At 72.8% G+C, this 24,111-nt stretch carries 20 protein-coding genes; 10 read left to right on the top strand and 10 right to left on the bottom strand.

All coding sequences use genetic code 11. From position 1 onward, the window contains the following. Positions 1-40: 40 nt before the first annotated feature. From GQF42_RS23425 to GQF42_RS23435, 3 genes are all read right to left on the bottom strand, one after another. Entirely contained in the window at positions 41-1,984 is a 1,944-nt protein-coding gene (locus GQF42_RS23425; protein WP_158922925.1) for an FUSC family protein, read from the bottom strand. Between the two features lie 53 nt (positions 1,985-2,037). Next, complete coding sequence (locus GQF42_RS23430; protein WP_158922927.1) at positions 2,038-2,970, bottom strand: hypothetical protein; 933 nt, start codon at positions 2,968-2,970, stop codon at positions 2,038-2,040. Positions 2,971-3,236: 266 nt separating this feature from the next. Further along, the gene (locus GQF42_RS23435; protein WP_199272765.1) at positions 3,237-3,722 is read right to left on the bottom strand and encodes a hypothetical protein; all 486 of its coding nucleotides are present in this window, start codon (positions 3,720-3,722) and stop codon (positions 3,237-3,239) included. A gap of 196 nt (positions 3,723-3,918) precedes the next feature. Between GQF42_RS23435 and GQF42_RS23440 the strand changes: the two genes are divergently transcribed. Together GQF42_RS23440 and GQF42_RS23445 are read left to right on the top strand one after the other, a co-directional pair. Next, positions 3,919-5,124, top strand: a complete 1,206-nt coding sequence (locus GQF42_RS23440; RefSeq protein WP_199273088.1) for a PP2C family protein-serine/threonine phosphatase — start codon at positions 3,919-3,921, stop codon at positions 5,122-5,124. 70 nt (positions 5,125-5,194) lie between these two features. Beyond that, positions 5,195-6,400: a hypothetical protein gene (locus GQF42_RS23445; RefSeq protein ID WP_158922931.1), complete on the top strand. Its 1,206-nt coding sequence runs from the start codon at positions 5,195-5,197 to the stop codon at positions 6,398-6,400. Between the two features lie 30 nt (positions 6,401-6,430). Here the strand turns inward: GQF42_RS23445 and GQF42_RS23450 are convergent, their stop codons facing one another. Next, entirely contained in the window at positions 6,431-7,675 is a 1,245-nt protein-coding gene (locus GQF42_RS23450) for an amidohydrolase (protein WP_158922933.1), read from the bottom strand. 64 nt (positions 7,676-7,739) lie between these two features. Continuing rightward, entirely contained in the window at positions 7,740-7,958 is a 219-nt protein-coding gene (locus tag GQF42_RS23455) for a hypothetical protein (RefSeq protein ID WP_158922935.1), read from the bottom strand. A gap of 129 nt (positions 7,959-8,087) precedes the next feature. On the opposite strand from GQF42_RS23455, the gene GQF42_RS23460 reads away from it, so the two are divergent. Then, complete coding sequence (locus GQF42_RS23460; RefSeq protein WP_158922937.1) at positions 8,088-9,431, top strand: tetratricopeptide repeat protein; 1,344 nt, start codon at positions 8,088-8,090, stop codon at positions 9,429-9,431. Here the strand turns inward: GQF42_RS23460 and GQF42_RS23465 are convergent, their stop codons facing one another. After that, entirely contained in the window at positions 9,432-10,223 is a 792-nt protein-coding gene (locus GQF42_RS23465; protein WP_158922939.1) for a hypothetical protein, read from the bottom strand. A 322-nt stretch (positions 10,224-10,545) separates the two neighbouring features. Here GQF42_RS23465 and thrS point away from each other — a divergent pair, with 322 nt between their 5' ends. The 3 genes from thrS to GQF42_RS23480 are packed head-to-tail and all read left to right on the top strand — an operon-like array spanning position 10,546 to position 14,538. Continuing rightward, the gene (thrS, locus tag GQF42_RS23470) at positions 10,546-11,781 is read left to right on the top strand and encodes a threonine--tRNA ligase (protein WP_158922942.1); all 1,236 of its coding nucleotides are present in this window, start codon (positions 10,546-10,548) and stop codon (positions 11,779-11,781) included. A 40-nt stretch (positions 11,782-11,821) separates the two neighbouring features. Beyond that, positions 11,822-12,790, top strand: coding sequence for a nucleoside hydrolase (locus GQF42_RS23475; protein ID WP_158922944.1), 969 nt, complete (start codon positions 11,822-11,824; stop codon positions 12,788-12,790). A gap of 41 nt (positions 12,791-12,831) precedes the next feature. Beyond that, complete coding sequence (locus GQF42_RS23480) at positions 12,832-14,538, top strand: glycoside hydrolase family 13 protein (RefSeq protein WP_158922946.1); 1,707 nt, start codon at positions 12,832-12,834, stop codon at positions 14,536-14,538. Between the two features lie 13 nt (positions 14,539-14,551). On the opposite strand, the gene GQF42_RS23485 is transcribed toward GQF42_RS23480, so the two are convergent. Next, positions 14,552-15,286, bottom strand: a complete 735-nt coding sequence (locus tag GQF42_RS23485) for a DUF4142 domain-containing protein (protein WP_375989360.1) — start codon at positions 15,284-15,286, stop codon at positions 14,552-14,554. A 219-nt stretch (positions 15,287-15,505) separates the two neighbouring features. Here GQF42_RS23485 and GQF42_RS23490 point away from each other — a divergent pair, with 219 nt between their 5' ends. Further along, positions 15,506-16,192 (top strand): DUF6445 family protein, encoded by a 687-nt coding sequence (locus GQF42_RS23490; protein WP_158922950.1) that lies wholly within the window; start codon positions 15,506-15,508, stop codon positions 16,190-16,192. Between the two features lie 31 nt (positions 16,193-16,223). Here GQF42_RS23490 and GQF42_RS23495 read toward each other — a convergent pair whose 3' ends face one another. Together GQF42_RS23495 and ctaD are read right to left on the bottom strand one after the other, a co-directional pair. Then, positions 16,224-16,568: a cytochrome C oxidase subunit I gene (locus tag GQF42_RS23495; RefSeq protein ID WP_158922952.1), complete on the bottom strand. Its 345-nt coding sequence runs from the start codon at positions 16,566-16,568 to the stop codon at positions 16,224-16,226. Continuing rightward, on the bottom strand, positions 16,565-18,283 hold the full coding sequence (gene ctaD / locus GQF42_RS23500) for an aa3-type cytochrome oxidase subunit I (RefSeq protein WP_158922954.1): 1,719 nt from the start codon (positions 18,281-18,283) through the stop codon (positions 16,565-16,567). Before ctaD ends, GQF42_RS23495 begins: the two co-directional genes overlap by 4 nt. A 227-nt stretch (positions 18,284-18,510) precedes the next feature. Here ctaD and GQF42_RS23505 point away from each other — a divergent pair, with 227 nt between their 5' ends. Continuing rightward, the gene (locus GQF42_RS23505; protein ID WP_158922956.1) at positions 18,511-19,176 is read left to right on the top strand and encodes an SDR family NAD(P)-dependent oxidoreductase; all 666 of its coding nucleotides are present in this window, start codon (positions 18,511-18,513) and stop codon (positions 19,174-19,176) included. Positions 19,177-19,260: 84 nt separating this feature from the next. Then, entirely contained in the window at positions 19,261-20,208 is a 948-nt protein-coding gene (locus tag GQF42_RS23510) for an MIP/aquaporin family protein (RefSeq protein WP_158922958.1), read from the top strand. 86 nt (positions 20,209-20,294) lie between these two features. Here GQF42_RS23510 and GQF42_RS23515 read toward each other — a convergent pair whose 3' ends face one another. Then, positions 20,295-21,365, bottom strand: coding sequence for a PucR family transcriptional regulator (locus tag GQF42_RS23515; protein ID WP_233273434.1), 1,071 nt, complete (start codon positions 21,363-21,365; stop codon positions 20,295-20,297). 250 nt (positions 21,366-21,615) lie between these two features. Here GQF42_RS23515 and GQF42_RS46040 point away from each other — a divergent pair, with 250 nt between their 5' ends. Further along, a complete protein-coding gene (locus GQF42_RS46040) occupies positions 21,616-24,024 on the top strand; it encodes a flotillin family protein (RefSeq protein WP_158922960.1) in 2,409 nt (802 codons plus the stop codon). Positions 24,025-24,111 lie beyond the last annotated feature (87 nt).

A 24,111-nucleotide genomic window follows, 5' to 3' on the forward strand; every position in this document is an offset into this window, starting at 1 on the left:
GATCCCTGGCCAGGACGGACACGTAAGGTTAGCGAAGCACTCAGTGCGGCGATGCGATCGACCGGGCCGCGGCAACCTCTTGGCGCAGAGGTTCGAGGACGCTGTCGGCAGGTCCGGTGAGGTCCGTGCGGACCGGGATCAGGGTTTCGGCGCTGCGCACCCCCTCCGACAGTTCCCCCAGTTGCCGCACGATCTGGGTGATCTCGGCCGTGGACGGCGGCTGGGCCCCGTGCTTCACGCGGACGCGGGCCGCCGTCGTGGCGTCGACGATGCGTTCCACGGCGACCACCAGTGGCCACCAGGCGGCGGCGCGGCGGCCGGTCGGCGGTGGCTCGGTCAGGGCCCGCTGGAACTCCGTACGGATCACCGACAGGTCGCGGTAGAGGCGGCGGCGCATACGGGCCCGGGCGGCGAGGTCGGCGGCCGGGCCGAAGGCCGCTTCCACGTAGGCCGCCGTGTCCGCCACCGCGTCGGCCAGCCGGTCACCGACCCTCGTGCGCCAGCTCTCCGGCCACAGGAGGTAGCCGGCGATCAGGGCGATGGCGCAGCCCAGGAGGGAGTCGGTGAGGCGCGGCAGCAGCAATGCCGTGCCCTGGTGGTTCAGGATGTGCGACAGCAGCAGGATCACCGGAGTGATCGCCGCCGTCTGGTAGCCGTAGCCCCGTGGGGTCAGGGCCGGGATCAGGGGGGCCAGGACCAGCATCGCCGGGACGTCCCACCAGCCCAGCGGGATCTCCGCCAGGACCACCGCCGCCAGCACCAGGCCCACCACGGTGCCGAGCGCGCGCAGCAGGGCGCGGGAGAAGACCGAGCCGAAGTCGGGTTTCAGGACGAAGGTGATCGTCAGGGCCACCCAGTAGGAGCGCGGGACCGGGATCAGCGAGACGAGGGCCTGGGCGATGCCGATGCAGACCGCCAGGCGCAGGCCGTAGCGCCAGGAGCCGGCGGAGAGTACGACGTTGCGGGCCGCTCGTGCCGTGCGGATGCCCAGCGTCGCCGGGCGGCCCAGACGGTCGTCGATGCCCCGGGGGTCGAGGTCGGGGGACGCGACCACCTCGGCCATGTGGCGCAGGGCGTGGTCCACCGCGCGGGCCGTCTCGCTCACCGGGACGGGCAGGTCCAGGGCCGTCGGGCCGGTGTGGCCCGTCTCGACGGCCTGCGCCAGGTGACGGACCGCCGCGGGGATCTGCGCAGGCAGGGGGCGGCTCGACCAGTGGGCTGCGGGAGCCGCCTCCACCACGGGCGTGACGGCGTTCAACTGGGCCAGCAGGCGGGTGAGTTCGGGGCTGCGGCCGTGGTGGCGGGCGCGCCGGGCCAGGATCAGGTCGTAGGACTGGTTCAGGGAATGGGTGACGTTGCGGCGGGCGTCCTCGTACTCCTCCGCGCGGTCCGTGCCGGAGACGGCGAGGAGCGCGGCGACCGTGCGGTAGGTGGCCGCCACCGCCGCGCGCTCCGGGACGCCCGAGCGCAACGGCCAGGCGAGCAGGGCGAGGAGGAGGACCAGCAGGCCGCCTCCCGTCATCAGCAACGGGGCCAGCCACCAGGGCCGGGGCAGCGGGAGGCCTGCTCCCACCACGCAGTTCAGCAGGAGGAGCAGGCCGGAGACCGAGGCCACCGCGCCGATCGTGGAGATCATGCCGGACAGCAGGGCCACGCCGGTGACGGCCGCCACCGCGTACCAGCCGTGGCCGTACACCAGCGTGCCCAGCGTGACGCCGACCGCGCCGAACAGCTGCGGGACGGCGATGTTGAGGATGCGCATGCGGTAGGCGTCGGCGGTGTCGCCGATGACGCCGGACAGGCCGCCCATGGAGGCGAGGGCGCCGTAGGCCGGGTGGCCCGTGGCAAGACCGATCACCAGGGGGAGGGCCAGGGCGACGGCGGCGCGGGCCACGGCGGGCCAGTTGACGGGGGCCTGCTGGGGTTGGAGGTTCCGCACCAGCCAGTCGGGAGGGGTGAGGCCGATGGGGAACTCTCGGGACATGCCGTCATTATCCAGTGCCGTCCCGGCCGTACCTCCGGCGGCTTGTGCCCGGCTCAGACGCCTGCCCGGGGCTGTCGGGTCTCCGGGTTCGACACGGAGTCCGTGGGCCGCCGTCTGCGCGGCGGGCGGCCCGTGCGGATGCGGCGGGTCAGCCAGGTGGCGCCCGCTGCCGTCAGGCCCAGGCCCAGCAGGAGCCAGGCCGTCCAGCGCAGGGTGGCGGTGAGGGCGTCGTAGACCGCGCCCGCGGCGGGGTGGGGGACGTCGGCGGGCAGGTCGGAGAGGGTGAGGCTGCGGCCGATGGCGAGGGCGAGGGCGAGGAGGGCACCGCCCAGGGCCGTCCCCAGCGCGGTCGCGGTGATGGCGCGGCGGCGGTGGACGGCGAGGGCGATCCCGGTGGCGGCGAAGACGACAGCCGCCACCGGCAGCCAGAAGCCGGCGACCTCGAGCACGTGGAATCCCTTCCGGAACGCGACCAGTTCGTCGCCCGGGAGTACGGCGACCGGGGTGTGTTCCACCGGGATGCGCGCGGCGAGCGGTACGTGGTCGTGGGTGAGCCGGCGCTTGACCGGGTCGGTGACGGTGGCGAGGTCGACGGTGACCGGCTGTCCGGCCGGTTCGTCCTGCTCGTCGCGCAGGGCGCGCAGGACCGCGTCGTGTGTGACCCGGTTGCCGGTGTCCCAGGCCAGCCGGAAGGCCTCGGTCTGGGTGAAGGAGCGCACCGCGTCGTGGACGAACGGGCGGACGGAGCCGCCGGCCGGGCGCAGTTCGGGGTGCTGGTCCACCGCGCGCAGGATGCCGTCGCCGACCGTGTCCGCGACGGCGTCCCGGACGTCGGGGTCGGCGGCCAGCGGAGCCAGTGTGGTGACGTACCGGCCCGTGTCGACGAGTCCGTACGCCGCCCAGGCCGCCAGCGCGGCGAACGGCACGAGGAGGCAGGACAGGGCGAGCAGCACGGCCGACAGGGCGCTCCTGAGACGTGAGGGCACGTTTCCAGGCAACGGCCCGTAGGGTGCGGGCGCCAGCGGGGCGTGGCATTCGGGCTACCCGGGAGCGAGGACGGGGTACGGTCCGGCAGCCTCCGGTGGAGGGTTGGGCCGAACGGGTGTTTCCTGGTGCTGGGGAGACGGAAACCGGCTCGAGGGAGCGGTGTGGGAAGAGGGAAGGAAGAGGGGGCACAGGGGAGTGCGTGGGCCCCGGCCGGTGGTGGCCGGGGCCCACGCACATTCCGTCACCGTGTGCTCGTCCTGTGTGCTCAGCGCACACGGCGGCCGAACGCGTCCTCACGTGTGTAGTAGCGGTAGAAGAAGACGGCGAACGTCGCCGCCGCCACCACGAGCGACATCACCACCGACCGCCAGACCGTCGCGCCGGTCTGGCCGTAGGCGAAGCCGAACGCGCAGCCGACGAACGCCGTCCACAGCAGTGCGTGCACTTCCCGCGGCATCCGCGGGGCCAGCGTCAGCAGGGCCATGCTCACCACCGCGAACACCAGCGCGCTGGCGAACCCGAGCAGCAGGTTCCAGCCGGTGATGGTGCCTCCTGCGCGGTTGTTGGCCGCGACCCAGTAGCCGTAGATCAGACCGAGCACCACCGGGACGGCGATGTGGGCGATGCGGTGGGTGCGTGCGTCGAAGACGTCGGGCGGGCGGGTGGCGCGTGCTTCGGGTGCCCGGCCCTCCACCTGAGGCGTCCGCCCGGGGCGGGACATTCCACCGGGCGCGGGTGCCGCTTGAGCCATGAGAGCGCTCCTCTCTTCTCTCCTCGCCCCCGACTTCCCCCGCCTTCCAGGGCACACCTGGCACCGCGGCCCGGCAAGTCGGCCGGATGGGGGAAAGGACGGGGAGCAGGGCGCGGTACGGGGGCGGGGCCCGGATGCGGGCGGTTGTCCGGCGTGCTTCGCTGAAGGGCATGGAGGGCTGCCCGCCGTGACGGAGATGGAGTACGAGCGGGAGCGTCAGCCGCTGCGCTTCCACGGCCGCAGTGTCGCCTGGGTGCCCTCGCTGCTGCTGTACATCGGCATCCTGCTGGTGGACTTCCACACCACCGAGCGGTTCCGGATCATCTCCTGGATCGTGCTGGTCCCGGGTACGGCCGCGGCGATCTGCGGGGTGTGGACGACGGGTGGTTTCGCCGTGCTCGCGGTGGTGACGTACGTCGTCGTCGACAGCACCTGGCCCGGTGAGTACCAGGCCGGGCTCGGCGACTTCGTCCTGGTCGCCCTCGGCGGTGTCCTGGCCACCATGGCCGCCGCCGTGCGTGAGCGCAAGGAGCGGCAGACCCTGCGCATCATGCACATCGCCGAGACCACCCGGCGTACCGTGCTGCGTCCGCTGCCGGCGCGCTGGGCCGGGCTGGAGCACGCGGGTGTGTATCTGGCCGCCGACGTCGACGCCCGGGTCGGCGGCGACTTCTACGACATCCAGCCCGGCCCGTACGGCACCCGCGTCCTCGTCGGTGACGTCCAGGGCAAGGGCCTCGGCGCGGTGGAGGCCGCCGCCGCGCTGCTCGGCACCTTCCGCGAGGCCGGCTACCACGAGAGGGATCTCGCGACCGTCGCCGAACGCCTGGAGACCCGGATGCTGCGGCACCGGGACCACGGCGTCGCGCTCGGCCACGACGACGGCGACCGGTTCGCCACCGCCGTGCTGATCGGCTTTCCCGTGGACGCCGCGGACGTCGTCGATACCGTGAACTTCGGGCACGAGCCCCCGCTCGCGGTCGGTCCCCGCGGGGTGCGCGAGCTGCCCAGCGGCGACGGGCTGCCGATCGGCATGAGCGAGCTGGGGGCGGGGCCGCCACCCGTGCACCGGGTGCCGCTGGCCGCCGACGAGACGCTGCTGCTGGTCACCGACGGCGTGACCGAGGCCCGCGACCGGGCCGGTGAGTTCTATCCGCTGGCCCGGGACATCACCGCCATGGCCACCGCCGAGCCGGACCTGCGGGCCGAGCCCCGGCGGCTGGTGCGCCGGGTCCGTGACGGCGTCCTGCGGCACAGCAGGGGGCGGCTCGGCGACGACACCACGGTGTTCGCGGTGCGGCGGCTTGCGGGGCCCGAGGGCGAAGGCCCCGACAGGGCGGTTTGCGGACCTGAGGCGCGCGTTTGCAGGCGCAGCGGTTACGGTGCTGGCTGGAAGTCGTGACCACGGGCCGCGTGGGGGTCACCGCCCGAGCGGGGTCCATCGGCCGCACAGGTCGACAGGGGGAGGGACGATGCCCGGAACCGTGCTGCTGCTCGCGGCCTCGCCGTTGGGCCGGGGGCGTCTGGTGGACGCGGCCGGTGTGCTGCCCGTGCTGGCCGCGGTCGCCCCTGCCGTGCTGTCCGGCGCCGACACGGCCAACGTGGTCGAGCTGGCCGATCCGCTGGAGCCGCAGGCCGTGCTGACCCGGCTGCGGGCCGCGGCGGCGGCGCCGGGGCCGCTGACCGTGTACATCGCCGGTCAGGTGCATCTGGACCGCAAGCAGCGTCTGCCTCATCTGGCGCTGGCGCGCACCACCGCGGCGACCGTGCGCTACACCGCGCTGCCGTGGCACTGGATCCGGGAGGAGCTGCGGCTGCGCTCCGCTGCGGACACGGGACTGGTCGTGGATCTGCACGCGGACGCGGAGGCCTGGCGGTACGTCGCCGAGCGCGGGCTGGACTGCGGACCCAACGCGGCGGTGTACGGCCGGGTCGCGCCGGTGCCGGGGCGGCGGGGGCCGGCCGAGCCCTCGTACATGAAGGCGGTGGCCACGTTGCTGCGCAGTGGGCACCGGCCTGCGCTGCCCGTGCTGCACGAGCAGGCGCTGGCCCGGATCGCCGAGTCCGCTGCGGGGCGGGATCTGGTGCTCGCCGTCGCCGGGGGTTCCGCTCCCGCGCCCCCGTTCGCCCACCCGTCCACCCCCCTCGGCCGGCCCTTGGTCCCCACCGTGCCCCCGCCCGGCACCGGACAGCACACCCATGCCGTCGCGCAGGACGGGCAGGCCGCCGAGCCGGCCCCGCACCCTCTCCCGCCGGACCCCCACACCCTCATCAGCGCCGCTGTCCGGGGCGGGCGGCACGGTGAGGCGGACGAGCTGGCCGCCCGGTATGAATCCGATGCCGTGCGTGCGTACGGGCCCGCCTCCGACGCGGCGCTGCACTGGGCCGAGGTCCGGGCCGATCTGGCGATGTTCGCCGGGGACGCGGTGGGCAGCTGCCGGGCCTGGCTGGCGGTTGCCGGGGTGCGGCTGGCCGCCGGGCAGGCGGTGGACGCGCCTGCCGTGGAGGCGGCCGTGGACCGGGCGCATCACCAGTGGGGCCGGATCGGGGACGCGGCGCGGGCCCGGGAACTCGGGCCCGCGCTCACGCAGTTGCGACTGCGGGTACCGGGCCGCCGGCAGGGGGCGCTGGAGAACATCCAGCAGCAGTTGCTTCAACTCCGGTCGGCGGTCCGGTAGGTGGCGGTCCGGGCCGTCGGCCCGGCCAGGTCATGCCACTGACAGCAGCGCCAGGGCGCCGGAGACGAGGGCGCGGACACCCGGTGCGATCACGGACAGGTCGGGCGCGAAGTGCGGGCTGTGGTTGCCCGGTACGGCCGCCAGCTTCTCCGGGAGGGTGTCGCCGGGGGCCTGTTCCCACACCCCGGCGGGGGTGGTCGTCACGAACCAGTACGAGTACGGGATCGTGCCGTCGAGCGCCAGCTGCGGAAAGTCCTCGCTGGCCATCGCCGGGCCCGGGTCGAAGACCGTGCCCGCGCCGAAGACCTCGCCGTGCACCGCGGCCACGGCGGCGTCGGTGGCCGCGTCGTTCACGGTCACCGGGAAACTGTCGCCGAGGACGACCTCGGGTTCGCGCGGGCAGCCGGCGGCCAGGCACTCGCCGCGCGCGATGCGCTCGATCGCGGCCAGCATCCGCCGGCGGACCTCCTCCGACTGGCTGCGCAGGTTCAGCGAGATGCGTGCCTCGGACGGGATGATGTTGTGCCGGGTGCCCGCCTCGATCCGGCCCACGGTCAGCACGGCCGACTCCCCGGCGGCCAGCTCCCGCGAGACGACCGTCTGGAGCCGGGTGACCAGGTAGGCGGCCGTCACGACCGGGTCCACGGTGGCCTCCGGGCGCGAGCCGTGCCCGCCCCGCCCGTGCACGACGATGTCCACGTCCGTCGCCGCCGACATGATCAGGCCGGGCGTGTGCGGGTACAGGCCCGCCGGGCCGGGCACCGCGTGCTGGCCGAGCAGGACGTCCGGGCGCCCGAAGCGTTCGTAGAGCCCGTCCGCGACCATCCGGGCGGCGCCCTGTCCGGACTCCTCGGCGGGCTGGCCCACCACCAGCAGGGTGCCGCGCCAGGCATCCCGCCCGGCGGCCAGCGCCCGGGCGGCACCGGCCAGCCAGGTGACGTGCAGATCGTGCCCGCAGGCGTGCATCACACCGTCCGTCCCGGAGGCGTACGGCAGCCCGGTCTCCTCGCGCACCGGCAGCGCGTCCATGTCGGCGCGCAGCAGCACGACGGGCCCGTCCCCGTTGCCCAGCCGGCCCACGACCCCGGTGCCGCCGACCGACTCGGTGGTCTCGAACCCGGCGGCCTTCAGCCGGCCGGCCAGCAGGCCGGCGGTGCGGTGCTCACGCAGGGACAGCTCGGGGTGGCGGTGCAGGTCCCGGTAGAGATCTTCCAGGTCCGGGACCGGGAGGTCGGAGGTCAGATCCAGGGCGGCACGCGCGGCTGCGGACGTCACGTGCGCAAGCCTAGGCCCGCGGCGGACGCAGGGGGAGGGGGAGGGCCTGGGCGAGGGGCTGTCCTCAGGGGTGCGCCGGTGCGCTCCGGTGGGTCTGCGGGCCCGGGGGCTGGGCCGCCGCGTGGGCGGGGCCGGCGTTGGCCGCGAGGACGAGGACCGACGCGGCGATCACGGCGGCCGCCACACCGCGTGCGGTCGGGGTGCCTGCGGTCAGGCGAATCCGGGAAGGGATCAGGGGTGCGGGGGTGGGGCGCCCGTAGGGGGCGGGCGTACGTCCTTGCACGGCGACCTCGCAACACAGCAGCGACGTAATACAACAGCGACGTATTAAGCACGCTTAACTTGCCGTTTAACCTAGGGCTGCCAGGGTCGAACGGCAAGAGGTATCAGGGGAGTTGGGGGGATTCGACGAATGCGGGAACGGGACGATCCGACAGTGGTCGGACGGCGGGTGCAGCATCTGAGGAACCAACGCGGGCTGACGCAGCGACAGCTGGCGGAGCCCGCCTACACGCCCGCCTACATCTCCACCGTGGAGGCCGGTCGGGTGCGCGCCTCCGACGAGGCGCTCAGGCATATCGCCGGGCGGCTCGGGGTGGCCTTCGAGGAGCTGGCCGTCGGGCGGCCCGCCCACCTCGCCACCGACCTGCGGCTGCGGCTCACCGAGGCCCAGCGGGTGCTCGCCGACGGGCGCGCCGAGGAGGCCGCCGCGCAGTACACGTCACTGCTCGCGGAGGCGGAGCGCCACGGGCTGGGCTGCGAGCAGGCCTCCGCGCTGCTCGGGCTCGGGGAATGCGCCCTGGAGACGGGGGAGTTGGTCGGGGCGCGCGAGTTCTTCGAACGTGCCGAGGCCTGTGTCGCGGACGAGTCGCTGCCGGTGCGGGTGCCGGCCGTCCGCGGGCGCGCGGTCTCGCACTACCTCGCCGGTGAACTCCGCTACGCCGTCTATCTGCTGGAGTCCGCCCTCGACGAGCTGAACCGTGGCGGACTGCACGACCCCGACGCCCTGCTGCTGCTCTACGCCAGCATCATCGGCCCGTACATGGACATGGGTGCGCACGCCCGCGCCGCGCAGGCCGCCGAGTTCGCGCTCGCGCTCGCCCCGCAGACCGGTGACCAGGCGCTGCTCGCCCGGATGCACCGCTCGGTGGCCCGCACCCTGCTCGCCGAGGGCCGGCTCGCCGAGGCCGACGCCTCACTCGCCAAGGCGGCCGAGCTGTACCGCCGGCTCTGCCTGCGCACCGAGCTGGCCAACTGCCACTGGATGCGTGGCTACGTCTGTGCGCAGAACGGCGAACTGGAGCGCGCCGAAGGGGAGTTGAGGCAGGCGTACGCCATGCTCTCCGAGACCCGGGCCGCCCTGTACCGCAGCCAGGCCGCCGTGGAACTCGCCGACGTGCTGCACCGGCTCGGCAAGTCCGTCGAGGCCGCCCAGCTGCTGCAGGGCGTCCTCGGGGACTTCTCCTCCGAGCGCGGCGCGGTGCACGCCGCCGCGGCCCACCGGCTGCTCGGCATCATCGCGGAGGACGCCCGGGACACCGAGGCCGCCGAGGAGCACTACGTCCGCGCGCTCAGCCTGCTGGAACGCGCGGGCGCCGCCGGGGACCTGGCCGACCTGTGCCGCCTCCTCGGCGACCTCCTGCGCCGCACGGGCCGCACCGAGGCCGCCCTGGACGCCTACCGCACCGGCCTCGGCCACCGCACGGCCCCCGGCACCACCACCCTCGGCCCGGCCCCGGCCCAGCCGCCGTTGTGATCACACCTGCGCCCGCCCCCGCTTGTGGACGTCCGCCAGGTGCAGCGCACCGACCTGGACGGCGGCCTGCGTCGCGTTGTTCGGTACGTCGCCCAGGCCGCCGTTGGTGAACGCGAAGGAGTCCTGGCCGACCCGGACGGCGGCCAGCTCCAGTGTGAGCAGGAGGTCCCGGTGGTCGGAGGTCGTGGCGGCGATGGTGATGCGCAGGCCCTGGCGGGCGTCCCCGACCTCGGGCAGCGAGGCCTCGTCGACCCGCACGTCCTCCTGCAGCCCGTTGTCGGTGGTGGCCGTGAACCGGGCGCACTGCTGCGGCAGCGTCTTGAGCCAGGCGAGCATCGTGTTGACGTCGGCGGGGCGGCGGGCGCCGATCTGGTAGCGCAGCTGGGCGTTGGTGTCGGCGTCGTCGAGGCCGACCGCGGCGCGCGGCGGGCCGCCGAGGAGTTCGTCGGTGTAGAGCGTGTCCATCAGCCGCGAGCACGCGCCGGCCGAGCTGGTCGCCTTCAGCAGCTCGTCCCGCCAGGTGGCCGCGCCGCGGGTCGCCGTCCAGGGGGCGCCCAGATCGGTCTCGGTCAGGAGCGCGGACCGCACCTGGTCGTCGGTGAGCGCGGCACCGTCCGGCCGCCCGGACGCCCGCGGTATCGGGGTCGGCCTGTCGATCGTCGGCAGGGGCTGGGGCGCGGTCGCCGGATGGCGCAGACCGAGGGCCGCGCAGCCGCCGACGGTGACGAGCCCGGCCGTGATGAGGGCGAGGTGGAGGCCGCGGGGGCGTATCGCGTCGCTCAACCAGGTCATCGCGGTGCCTCCTGGGGTGCCTGCGGATGTGCCTGCTCTCACGGCACCACCGCCCCGCCCGCCCCACCAGCGCTCCGGGCCGTACGGGTGAGCAGCCCTGCGCACCGGGTGCGCGGACGCGGGGAAAATGCCTCGCCGCGCGGCTGCGGGGGCTGCTACGGTCCCCGTATGCAGCGCGCCCAGCAGTGCCGACCGAGCACGACGACGCCGGACACCGTCCCGGCGCGCTGACACCTGACCAGCATCGAAGCCCCGGGGCGAGCGCCCCGGGGCTTCTGGCGTGTCCTTGGGCGTTCGCCTCCTTGCGCAAGGAGACCCGACCATGCACGACGCGCCTGCCGACCACCGCCGCCTCGGCCGCGAACTGGACCTGTTCGACACCGACCCGCTGATGGGCGCCGGTCTGCCGTACTGGCTGCCGGACGGTGCGGCCGTCCGGCACGCCCTGGAGGAGTACATCCGCGACGCCGAACGCCGGGCCGGATACCGGCATGTGTACTCGCCCGCGCTCGGCAAACGCGAGCTGTACGAGATCTCCGGGCACTGGGACCACTACCGCGACGACATGTACCCGCCCATGAAACTGGGCCCCGACCAGTCGGAGGAGATGGTCCTGCGGCCGAGCCTGTGCCCGCACCACGCGCTCGTCTACCGCTCCCGCTCCCACAGCTATCGCGACCTGCCCTTGCGCATCGCCGAGTTGGGCAGCATGTACCGTGCGGAACTGTCGGGCGTCCTCGGCGGACTGACCCGCGTGCGCGCCATTCAGCTCAACGACGCCCACATCTTCTGCACCCTGGAGCAGGCGGTGGACGAGGCCCGCGGCGCGCTGGAGCTGATCGCCCGCGCCTACGCCGACCTCGGCATCGAGGCCGTACGCCACCGCCTGTCGCTGCCCGGCGAGGGTGGCAAGTACGTCGCCGATCCGCAGCTGTGGCGGCGGGCGACCGCGCTGCTGAAGGAGGTCCTGGCCGAGGCCGGCGTGGACCACGAGGAGGCGGAGGGCGAGGCCGCCTTCTACGGGCCGAAGATCGACGTGCAGATCGCGGACCCGGCCGGCCGCGAGTCCACCCTGTCCACCGTGCAGATCGACTTCCACCAGCCGGCCCGCTTCGACCTGCACTACATCGGCGCCGACGGTGCCAGGCACCGTCCGGTGATGGTGCACCGCAGCATCATCGGCAGCGTCGAGCGGGCCGTCGCCCACCTCATCGAGACCCACCGGGGCGCCTTCCCGGCCTGGCTGGCGCCGGTGCAGCTGGCGGTGCTGCCGGTCGGCGAGGAGCAGCTGGAGCAGGCGGCGGCACTCGTGCGGGAGGCCGTGGCGCTGGGCCTGCGCGCCGAACTCGCCGGGCCCGAGCAGGGCACCCTGGGAGCCAGGATCCGGGCCGCGCGCCTGGTGCCGTACCAGGCGGTGATCGGCGCCCGCGAGGCCAGGGCCGGGCGGGCGGACGTACGGCTGCGCGGCGGCCTGCGCCCCGGGGAGCTGCCGGTGCCTGAGCTGCTGCGCCGGATCGCCGACCGGGTCGCGGCACGCGGCACCGCCCTGTGGGAGTGAGCGTCCTGATCTAAGGTCGGCTCGACGGAAGGAGTCCGCCGTGACCGGTCAGCCCACTCCCGTGATCATCGACTGCGACACGGGTGTCGACGACGCCCTCGCCCTGCTGTTCGCCGTGCGCCACCCGGGGATCGACCTCAGGGCGGTGACCTGCGTGGCCGGGAACACGGACGTCGACGGCGTGGTCCGCAACACCCTCACCGTGCTGGAGCAGGCGGGCGCCCCCGAGATCCCGGTGGGCCGGGGCGCCGCCCGCCCGCTGATCGAACCGGCCCGCGCCGCCAAGCACGTGCACGGCGCCGACGGCATGGGTGACCTGGGCCTGCCCGCGCCGAGGCGCACCGCGTCCGAACTGGACGCCGTGTCCCTGCTGCGCCGCGAGATCCTCGCCGCGCCCCGCCCGGTCACACTCGTCCCCACCGCGCCCCTGACCAACATCGCCCTGCTCCTGCGCACCCATCCGGAGGTGACCCGCAACATCGAGCGGATCGTCTTCATGGGCGGCGCCGTGGCCACCGGGAACGCCACACCGGTCGCCGAGTTCAACGTCTGGCACGATCCGGAGGCGGCGGCGATCCTGCTCACCGCCGGGGTGCCCATCACGATGTACGGCCTCGACGTCTTCATGCAGGTCGTCGTCCCGGCCCCGGACGTCCACCGGCTGCGCACGAGCGGTGACCCCGGCACCCGGCTGGCGGGCGAACTGCTCGCCCACCGGCCGACCGCGGTGGGCGAGGAGCCCGAGGCGGAGGAGGCGGGCGGCCTCGGCGACGCGGGCGCGGTGTGCGCGGTGGCCGACCCGGCCGGCCTCACCACCCGCCTGCTGCCCGTCGAGGTCGCCCTGGCCCCCGGCCGCTCCCGGGGCCAGACGATCGTCGACCGCCGCCCCCGCCCCGGCGAGTCCGAGATCCACGAGGGTGCCCGTGAACAGGCCTGGGTGGACGTGGCGTTGGAGGTGGACGTCGAGCGGTACGTGAAGCTGTACTTGGAGACGGTGGCGCGGCCCTAGCAAGCGCGCCCGTGCCCGTACGGAGCCCGAACGGAGCCCGCATGGCAGACGACTTTCCGGACCACGCGCCGGACCGCTCGCCGGACCTCTCCTCCAGGAATCCGGACCTCTCCTCGAAGAACCCCGACTGGTGGCGGCAGTCCGTCGTCTACCAGGTCTATCCCCGCAGCTTCGCCGACGCCGACGGTGACGGCCTCGGCGATCTGCGGGGCGTCACCGAGCGGCTGAACCACCTCGCCACGCTCGGCGTCGACGCCGTGTGGCTGAGCCCCTTCTACCCCTCCGAACTCGCCGACGGCGGCTACGACGTCGCCGACCACCGGGACGTCGACCCCCGCCTCGGCACCCTGGACGACTTCGACGCGCTGACCGCCGAGGCCCACCGGCTCGGCCTGAAGGTGGTCGTGGACATCGTCCCCAACCACACCTCCCACCTGCACCCCTGGTTCCAGGAGGCGCTGCGGGCGGCGCCCGGATCGGCCGCCCGCGACCGCTACGTCTTCCGCCCGGGCAGGGGCGTGCACGGCGAACTCCCGCCCACCGACTGGCAGTCGGTCTTCGGCGGCAGCGCCTGGCGGCGCACCGCGGACGGCGCGTGGTACCTCCACCTGTTCGCCCCCGAGCAGCCCGACCTGAACTGGGGCAACGAGGAGGTCCGCGCCGACTTCCGCACCACCCTGCGCTTCTGGTCCGACCGGGGCGTCGACGGCTTCCGTGTCGACGTCGCCCACGGCCTGGCCAAGGACCTCACCGAACCGCTGCGGGACATCGGGGGCGTCGGCGCCACCGGCGAGGAGTCCCTGCCGCGCGTCGCGCCCGGCAGCCACCCGTACTGGGACCGCGACGAGGTCCACGAGATCTACCGCGACTGGCGCACGATCCTCGACGCCTACTGCCCGCCGCGCACCGCCGTCGCCGAGGCCTGGGTGCCCGACCTGCGCCGGGCGCGCTACGCCCGGCCCGACGAACTGGGACAGGCCTTCAACTTCGAGTATCTGCAGGCCTCTTGGGACGCCGCGGCGCTGCGCGAGGTGATCACCGGCTCGCTGGCCACCGCCCGGGCCGCCGGCGCCTCCGCCACCTGGGTGCTGTCCAACCACGACGTCGTACGCCACGCCTCCCGGCTGATGCTCCCGGCCGGCACCGACCCGGGGTCCTGGCTGCTGTCCGACGGCCGGGTCCCCGCGCTCGACACCGACGCCGCTTCGCGCCGGGCCCGCGCGGCGACCCTGCTGATGCTGGCACTGCCCGGCTCGGCGTACCTCTACCAGGGCGAGGAACTCGGGCTGCCCGAGGTCGCCGACCTGCCCGCCGAGGCACTGAAGGACCCGGTCTGGGAGCAGTCCGGGCACACGAGCAAGGGCCGCGACGGCTGCCGGGTGCCCCTGCCGTGGACACCGGCGGGCCCCTCGTACGGCTTCGGCCCGGGCCCCGCCTGGCTCCCGCAGCCGCCGTCCTTCGCGGCCTACGCCGTCGAGGCCCAGACGGGGACGCAGGGCTCGACCCTGGAGCTGTACCGCTCGGCCCTGCGGCTGCGCCGGAAGCTGCTCGAGGGCGAGACCCTGACGTGGACCGCCGACCATCCGGCCGACGTCCTGGACTTCAGCCGGTCCGGGGCCTGGCGGTGTGTCACCAACCTCGGGACGGTGCCGGTTCCGCTGCCGGCGGGCGAGGTGCTGCTGGCGAGCGTGCCGCTCGGGGGCAGCGCACTGCTGCTCCCTGACACGACGGTGTGGCTGGCGCCCTGAGGGTGCCCAGGGCCTAGCCCGCCGTCGGCGCAGGGCTCGCCCCCGGTGAGGCCGCCGCCGCGCCACCGGCGATCCCGTTGATGTCGACGGGAGTCGACGTGGCGTTGGGCGGCGGTGTCAGCACCACCTCCGGCTGGCCGGGCGCCGGCGGTGGCGGGGTCAGGTCGGAGTTGGGCAGCTTGGGCGGGGTCGTCTGCTGGAAGATCGTCTGGTCGAAGTCGACCAGACCGGTCTTCTCCATCACCGTCATGTGGTCCAGCACGGTGTTGTTGGCCTGGTCGGCAAGGGCTCGTACCAGTGTGTTCTTCGTCGTGGACCGGATCTTCGAGATGGTGTTGAAGATCGCGCCGTGGGTCATCCGCAGGATGTTGGCGAAGTCGCTGTCGAACTTCTTGCCGCTGTCCGCCTTCAACTGGCTGACGAATCCCTGCTGTTGAGGACTCGGCAGGTCCGGCAGCGTGATGTTGAGCATCGGGGCGATCTTGCGGCAGGTGGTGTCCAGCGCGGCGTGCCCGTCGACCAGGTGCTTGCTGGCCGTGATGACGCCGGGGGTGGTGCCCTTCTGGAGTCCCATCTGCCCCACCGGGTACTCCCACAGGCCTGCCGCGCGCACCTTGACCACGAAGTCGCGGTCCTGCTCGGTGAGCGGGCCCCACTGGGTGTTGGCGATGACCCGGTCCTGAGCGGTGGCGACCTTGCTCAGACCGAGCATGCCCGGGTAGGCCAGTGCCACGAGGGTCACGGCCATCGCACCGCCCACGAAAACTGTTCCCGTCGCGTTCCGCGAAAAGCGCACCGTGCCTCCTGCCCCGTCGGTAAGCCGCCACGAGGCGGTTCGGACACACAGCAGTACGGACGGGCGGGCCGTTCGTATCGGCCTGCCAGGTAAAGAAGAGTTGACCTTTCGCCGGAAGAGTTGACCATTCCTCGGGAGAGGCGAGACGAAACGCTGGCATAGATTCGCCGCATGCCCCCACAGCCACCCCCCAGGACGCCGGCAGCGCTTCCCGTCCTGCCGTACCGCAAGCCCACCAAGGGCCGTGACTACTGGGTCTTCGACGACGCGCTGCCCGACGCCGACGCCGTGCGGGAGCGCTGTCTGGCCAAGGACGACTGGGTCGAGGGGTACCCGTACACCTCCGAGACCTGGCCCGGGCTGCGTGCCATGCCCGGCCTCGAGCCCGCCGAACTCGCCTGCGTCGAAGGGCTGGTGAAGCAGGCGACCGGGGCGAAGGAGCTGTGGGTGCAGCGGACTGCGGGCGGCGGCACGCTGAACCACAACTGCGTCCAGGTGGTCGGTGAGGGCGAGAGCGAGCCGCGCCCGCACACCGACGCCCGCGCCCTGTGCCGGTACGCGGCGGTGCTCTACCTCAACCCGGACGTGCCCAAGGACTGCGGCACCGCCTTCTACCGCCAGTCACTGCCGGGCGGCCGGCTCGGCGGCAACATCGTCCAGGCCCCGCACAACAACCTCGTCGAGGCCCTCGGCACCCGGTTCGTCCCCGGCGACCACTTCGAGGAGGACGTGCGCGTCCCGCACAAGTACAACCGCCTGCTCCTGTACAACGCCAACCTTGTGCACAGCGCGACGGGTTACCACGGCAAGGAACTGGCTCAGAAACGCATGACGGCGGTGTTCTTCTGGATGGCGTGAGCCGACTGCACAGCCCTGCGAAGGGCACGGTTCACAGGAGGAACAGCAGCGTCGCCACGGCCGTGCAGCCCGCGCACACGACGAGGGTCACGGCCAGGCAGCGGCGCTTGAGTTCCCGGTAGCGGTGTTCGTACTCGGCGCGCAGCGAGGCGCAGCGGGCCGCGATGCGCTCCAGGTCGGCGCGGGCGCGGGCGAGGCCGTCGGAGATGTGGCGGCGCTCGATCTCCTCGCGCTGCGCGCTCGTCAGCCAGTCCAGCGGCCCGGTGAACTCCCTTGCCCGCCGCTCCGCCTCGGCGACCCGGGCCTGCCACAGCAGGTATCCCGCGGCCTCGTCGGCGAGCGTGTTGTCGGCTTCCTGCCGAGGCGGACCGCTCACCCCTGTCCCCGGTCGGACCCCGCCGGGAGCTGGTGCTCGTGCTCCCGCATCGCGATGTCGGGGTGGTGCAGGTCGAAGGCGGGGGATTCGCTGCGGATGCGCGGCAGGGTGACGAAGTTGTGCCGCGGGGGCGGGCAGGAGGTCGCCCACTCCAGCGAACGGCCGTATCCCCACGGGTCGTCCATGCCGACCGGCTTGCCGTACTTGGCCGTCTTCCAGATGTTGTAGAGGAACGGCAGCATCGACAGGCCGAGGAGGAACGAGCCGATCGACGAGACGGTGTTCAGGGCGGTGAAGCCGTCGGTGGCCAGGTAGTCGACGTAGCGGCGCGGCATGCCCTCGGCGCCCAGCCAGTGCTGGACCAGGAACGTGGTGTGGAAGCCGATGAACAGGGTCCAGAAGGTGATCTTGCCGAGGCGCTCGTCCAGCATCTTGCCCGTCATCTTCGGCCACCAGTAGTGGAAACCGGCGAACATCGCGAAGACGACCGTGCCGAAGACCACGTAGTGGAAGTGGGCCACCACGAAGTAGGAGTCGGAGACGTGGAAGTCCATCGGCGGCGAGGCAAGGATGACACCGGTCAGCCCGCCGAAGAGGAACGTCACGAGGAAGCCCGCCGACCACAGCATCGGTGTCTCGAAGGACAACGAGCCCTTCCACATCGTGCCGATCCAGTTGAAGAACTTCACACCGGTGGGGACCGCGATCAGGAAGGTCACGAAGGAGAAGAACGGCAGCAGCACACCACCGGTGACGTACATGTGGTGCGCCCACACCGTCACGGACAGACCGGCGATGGAGATGGTCGCGGCGATCAGGCCCATGTAGCCGAACATCGGCTTGCGGGCGAAGACCGGGATGATCTCCGAGACGATGCCGAAGAACGGCAGCGCGATGATGTACACCTCCGGGTGGCCGAAGAACCAGAAGAGGTGTTGCCACAACAGCGGGCCGCCGTTCGCCGCGTCGAAGACATGGGCGCCGAACTTGCGGTCCACCTCCACGGCGAACAGCGCGGCGGCCAGGACCGGGAAGGCGAGCAGGACCAGGACGGCGGTCAGCAGCACGTTCCACACGAAGATCGGCATGCGGAACATGGTCAGGCCGGGCGCGCGCATGCAGATGATCGTGGTGATGAAGTTGACCGAGCCGAGGATGGTGCCGAAGCCGGAGAAGGCCAGGCCCATGATCCACAGGTCGGCGCCGACACCGGGCGAGTAGATGGCGGCGTGGAGCGGGGCGTAGGAGAACCAGCCGAAGTCGGCCGCGCCCTGCGGGGTGAGGAAGCCGCCCACCGCGATGAGCGAACCGAACAGGTAGAGCCAGTAGGCGAACATGTTCAGCCGCGGGAACGCCACGTCCGGAGCGCCGATCTGCAGCGGCATGATCCAGTTGGTGAAGCCGGCGAACAGCGGGGTCGCGAACATCAGCAGCATGATCGTGCCGTGCATCGTGAACAGCTGGTTGAACTGCTCGTTCGACATGATCTGCAGGCCCGGACGGGCCAGCTCGGCGCGCATCAGCAGCGCCATCACGCCACCGATCAGGAAGAACGCGAACGACGTCGCCAGATACAGCGTGCCGATCGTCTTGTGGTCGGTGGTGGTCAGCCACTTCACCACGACACTGCCGGGCCGCCTGCCCCTGACCGGCACTTCGCTCTCGTAGGCGTCCTCGGCCGCGGAGGAACCCTGGGGTTGGTTGAGAATGCTCACAGGTCGTCCGTCTCCCGAGGCTCGCGGTCCGCGCACGCCGTGCGTCCGCTCCAGGTCATCTTGGCCGCGCGACGGCGTGCGGCCGACTCCGGGCGGCCGACGTGCGGCCGATCGCGTGACGGATGCACACGAACGGCGCAGCGCCGGCGTGTGCGCAGGCAGGGCCCGGCCCACGAGCACGGGCGAGTGCGGTGTGGAGCGGTACCGGGTGCGGTACGGATGGTGGCATGAGCAGTGTCGCCATCGTGGGTGCCGGGCCCGGGCTCGGGGCCGCCGTCGCCCGGCGGTTCGGGCGGGAGGGGTTCGCGGTCGCCCTCTTCGCGCGGAACCGGGAGCGGCTCGACCGGCTGGTGGAGGGGCTCGACGAGAGTGGGGTGCAGGCCCACGGGTTCGTCGCCGACGTGCGCAGACCGCAGGAGCTGGTCCGTGCGCTCGGGCGGGCCGCCGAGGAGCTGGGCACCGTGGAGGTGCTGCAGTACAGTCCGGTGCCCCACCGGGACTTCATGCGGCCCGTGCTGGAGACCGGGCCGCGGGATCTGGTCGGACCCCTCGAGTTCTCCGTGTACGGGCCCGTCGCCGCCGTACAGGCGGTGCTTCCGGGGATGCGCCGGCTCGGGCGCGGGACCATCCTGTTCGTCAACGGCGGGACCGCCGCCGTACCGCACACCGAACGGGCCGGGACCTCGATCGCCTTCGCGGCGGAGAGCGCGTACGGGCACCTGCTGCACGAGCGGCTGGCCGGGGAGGGGATCCATGTCGCGCAGCTGGTGATCCCGGGGGCCATCACTCCCGGGCACGTGCGCAAGGATCCGGATGTGCTCGCGGAGGTGCTGTGGGGCATGCACCGGGAGCGGCACGGGTTCCGGCACTTCGCCGACGACCTCGACAGCTGACCCGGCAACCGTCGGCCTGCGGGGTGCGGTTTTGTACGCCAATATGGTGACGTTGGCCGTATCGCTCTCGTCAAGGGGGCCTCCGTGGCTGTCGAAATCCCCGCGATCATCAGGCCGTCCCGGCTCAGAAGCCGGGGAGGGCTCCTCGGCGAGTGTCTCGCCGAGTTCCTCGGGACCTTCGTGCTCATCTCCTTCGGCTGCGGTGTGGTCGCGATGGCGGTCGCCGCGCTGCCCGGCTCGGGCCGCGCCGCCACCCCCACCACGATCTTCCTCGCGTCCGGGGACTGGCTGCTGGTCGCCTGGGGCTGGGCCTTCGCCGTCGCCTTCGGTGTCTACGTCGGCGGTGGCGTGAGCGGTGCCCACCTGAACCCGGCGGTGACGCTGGCCATGGCCGTGCGCCGGGGCTTCTCCTGGGCCAAGGTCCTGCCGTACTGGTTCTCGCAGGTCGTCGGCGCGCTCACCGGCGCGGCAGTCGTCTATCTCGTCTATCACGACGCGATCCACGCCTACGACCGGGTGGCGCCGGGACCCAAGGTGAACGGGCACACCAACGCCACGTTCTCCATCTTCGCGACCTTTCCGGCGGCGTACTACCACGGCGGCTACTGGGGCCCGCTGGTCGACCAGATCGTGGGTACGGCGTTCCTGCTCATGCTGATCGCGGCCGTCCTCGACGTACGCAACCAGGCCGTGCAGGCCAACCTCGGGCCGCTGGTCGTGGGTCTCGTCGTCGCCGCCGTCGGCATGTCCTACGGCGCCAACGCGGGGTACGCCATCAACCCGGCCCGTGACTTCGGGCCGCGCCTGTTCACCTACGCGGCCGGCTGGAGCAGTCTGGCCTTCCCGGGCAGTGTGGCCGGTTCGTACAGCTCCTACTGGTGGATCCCGATCGTCGGCCCGCTGATCGGCGGCGTGGTCGGGATCCTCGTGTACGACCTGTTCGTCGGCGACGTCCTGCTGGTGCGCGCGGAACTGGCCGAGGTGCCGGAGCCGGGGCGGGCGACTGCGGTGCGGACCGCCGACAAGGGCTAGACGGGGCTCTGTTGAGGGACCGTCGGCCGGTGGGCAGTCCTCGGCGCATGCGCACGCCCGGCGGGCCGAGCCCGCGCGGGCGGGACCTACAGCGGGCGGTCCGGCCAGTCCAGCAGACGGGCTCCTATGACGGCCGTCTGCAGCATGTAACGGTGCGCCGGGTCGGCCGGGTCGGCGCCGGTGAGGTGGTGGATGCGCTCCAGGCGGTAGGTCAGGGCGCGGACGCTGAGGGACAGGCGGCGGGCGGCCTCCGCGGCCACGCACCCGGCGTCGAAGTACACGGTCAGGGTCTCCAGCAGCGGACCGGCCCCGCCCCGCGCCCCGGTGAGCGGGCCCAGGGTGTGCGAGACCAGGTCGGCCATCGCCTGCCGGTCCCGGGCGAGCACCGGGTAGACGAGCAGGTCCGCGGCGCGCAGCACCGGTCCGGCCAGGTCGAGACGGACCGCCATCTCCAGCGCGGCGAGGGCCTCTTCGTACGACTGCACCACCCCGCCCGGCCCGTGCTGCGGGCGGCCGACGGCGACCCGGCCGCCGTCCGTCGCCGCGTACGCCTGCTGGGCGAAGTGGGTGAGGACCTCGTCCTCGTCGCCTGGCGCGATGCACAGCAGCCGGCCGTTCTTGGTGGTGAGCAGGATGTTGTGGGAGTCGAAGCGGGACAGGACGCTGGCCTCCACCTGCCGGGCCACGGGGCCGCCCTCGACGTACGCGGTCGAGCCCTCGGCGACGGCGACCGCGTGTGCGCGGGACAGGCGCAGGCCGAAGCGTTCGGCGCGCTCGACGAGCCGGCCCAGGTCGCTGCGGCCGTAGAGCAGGTCGTCGATGAACTCCCTGCGCGCCGCCTCCTCGCGGCGCACGGTGAGCCGCTGGGCGCGCTCGTAGCCCTCGGCGAACGCGTCGACGGCCTGCTCCACGGCGGCCAGGGCGGCCAGTGTGCTCTCCGCCGAGCCGGGCCCGGCCGGCCAGGCGGCGCGGGTGGCGGCGAGGTGGGCGACGATCAGGGCGCGCAGGCCGTGCCCGGCCTCGGCGGCCTGTTCGCCCAGGGTGCGGCGGGTCTTCAACTCCTCGCGGGTCAGCCGGCGGCCGCTCGCCGCGACCTCGGTGAGCGTGTGGCGGAAACCGTCCAGATACTCCTCGGGTATCCCCTGGTGCTCGCGCACGTCGGCCCCGCCCCCGTCCCCCCGTCGATCTTGACGCGCCGGTGACGTTTTCTTGGCGTCCGTCCGGCATCCAGACCCTAGTCAACACTGCCGGAAACCGGCAATGCGCGGGTGTGCGCCCGTCTCGCACCATGCTGTCCACGGGGAGCACTACGGGGGTTGAAGGTGCCGGGCACCTGCGCAGACAGGTGTCCGGCACCGCGGCCACGGGGGGCTTCCGTCCTCATCGTCTGACGCAAGGACGTGTGTCATGGAAGTCCTCGGCGTGCTGGTCGCCGTCTGTCTCGTCGTCGTGCTGCTCGCGCTGCTCGGCTTCTCCCGGCTGTACCGCAAGGTGGACCAGAGCCAGGCCCTCATCGTGTCGAAGACGCGCCAGGTGGCCGTGTCCTTCACCGGCCAGGTCGTCCTGCCGATCCTGCACAAGGCCGAGGTCATGGACATCTCGGTGAAGACGATCGAGATCAGCCGCGCCGGCCGGGACGGGCTGATCTGCCGGGACAACATCCGCGCCGACATCCGGATCCTGTTCTTCGTGAAGGTCAACAAGACCGTCGAGGACGTCATCAAGGTCGCCCAGACCGTCGGCACCGAACGCGCCAGCCACCAGGACACCCTCCAGGAGCTGTTCCACGCGAAGTTCTCCGAGGCGCTCAAGACCGTCGGCAAGCAGCTGGACTTCACCGACCTCTACACCAAGCGCGAGGAACTCCGGTACCACGTCATCGAGTTGATCGGAATCGATCTCAACGGCTACCACCTGGAAGACGCCGCGATCGACTACCTGGAGCAGACCCCGCTCACCCAGCTCGACCCGGCCAACGTCCTCGACGCCCAGGGCATCCGCAAGATCACCGAGCTGACGGCCGTCGAGCACGTGCGCACCAACGAGGCCAAGCGCAACGAGCAGAAGGAGATCACCCGCCAGGACGTCGACGCCCGCGAGGCCATTCTGGAGCTGGAACGCCGGCAGAAGGACGCCGAGATCAAGCAGAAGCGGGAGATCGAGACCTCGCGCGCCCGCGAGGAGGCCGAGACCGCCCGCGTGACGGAGGAGGAGCGGCTGCGCGCGCAGGGAGCCTTCCTGCGCACCGAGGAACAACTGGGCGTGCAGCGCGAGAACCAGGCCCGGGAGATCGCCGTCGCCGCGAAGAACCGCGAGCGGGTCATCGCCGTCGAGAACGAGCGCATCGAGAAGGACCGGCTGCTCGAGGTCATCGCCCGGGAACGGGAGACCCAGCTGACCCGGATCTCCGCCGAGAAGGAGGTCGAGGCGGAGAAGCGGGAGATCGCCGAGGTCATCCGGGAGCGGGTCGCGGTGGACCGTACGGTCGCCGAGCAGGAGGAGTCCATCAAGAAGCTCCGCGCGGTCGAGCAGGCCGAGCGTGAGCGGCAGACGCTCGTCATCGCCGCCGAGGCCGAGGCGCAGGAGAAGCTGGTCAAGGACATCAAGGCCGCCGAGGCCGCCGAGCAGGCCGCGGCGCACCGGGCCGCCGAGGAACTCACCCTCGCCGAGGCCCGGATGAAGACGGCCGACCTCGACGCCCGCGCCAAGCTGCGGCTCGCCGAGGGCGTCCAGGCGGAGGCCGCCGCCGAGGGGCTGGCCGCCGTCCAGGTCCGCGACAAGGAGGCCGAGGTCACCGTCAAGGCCGGGCGTGCGGAGGCGGAGGCCACCGAGGCCCGGCTGCGCGCGGAGGCCGAGGGCGCCCAGGCCAAGGCACTCGCCGAGGCGGAGGGTGCGCGGGCGAAGGGTCTTGCGGAGGCCGAGAGCACGAAGGCCAGGACGCTCGCGGAGGCGGAAGGCGCGCGGGCGGCGGCGGAGGCCACCGAGGCGCGGCTGAAGGCCGAGGCGGAGGGCGCGCGGGCCAAGGGTCTGGCCGAGGCGGAGGGTGCCAAGGCGAAGGGGCTTGCTGAGGCGGAGAGCGCGCGGGCGGCGGCGGAGGCCGCCACGGTCCGGCTGAAGGCCGAGGCCGAGGGCGCGCGGGCCAAGGGTCTCGCTGACGCGGAAGGTGCCAAGGCCAGGGCGCTTGCGGAGGCCGAGGGTGCCAGGGCGATGGGCGCGGCCGAGGCGGAGGGTGCCAAGGCCAGGGCGCTTGCGGAGGCGACCGCCATCAGCGAGAAGCTGAAGGCCGAGGCCGAGGGGCTCACCGAGAAGGCCGCCGCGATGGCCGCCCTCGACGACGCCTCGCGCGGGCACGAGGAGTACCGGCTGCGGCTCGCGGCGGAGAAGGAGATCCGACTGGCCGGCCTGGAGACGCAGCGGCAGGTCGCCGAGGCGCAGGCGACCGTGCTCTCGACGGGTCTGGAGCACGCCGACATCGACATCGTCGGCGGGGAGTCCGTCTTCTTCGACCGGCTGGTGTCGGCGGTCTCGCTCGGCAAGGGCGTGGACGGCTTCGTCGACAACTCCCACACCGCCCAGGCACTGGCGGGGCGCTGGCTGGACGGCTCCGGCAGCTTCACGGAGGACCTGAGTGGGGTTCTCGGGTCCATCGGTACGGCGGACGTGCGGAACCTGACGGTGTCGGCGCTGCTGATGAAGCAGATCAAGGGCGGCGGCCCGCAGACCGGGCAGCTCCAGAAACTCCTGGACCGGGCGAGCGAACTGGGCCTGTCGGACACGCCGGTGACGGCCCTGAACGGCAGCGGTTCGCCGAACTGACGGCGCGCGGCGTGCGGGTGCGTGGGTGCGATGAGCCCCCCACGCACCCGCGCGCGGCATACGTCTCACAGGCCCGAGCGGGCAGCC

The sequence above is a fragment of the Streptomyces broussonetiae genome (assembly GCF_009796285.1).
Classification (GTDB): domain Bacteria; phylum Actinomycetota; class Actinomycetes; order Streptomycetales; family Streptomycetaceae; genus Streptomyces; species Streptomyces broussonetiae.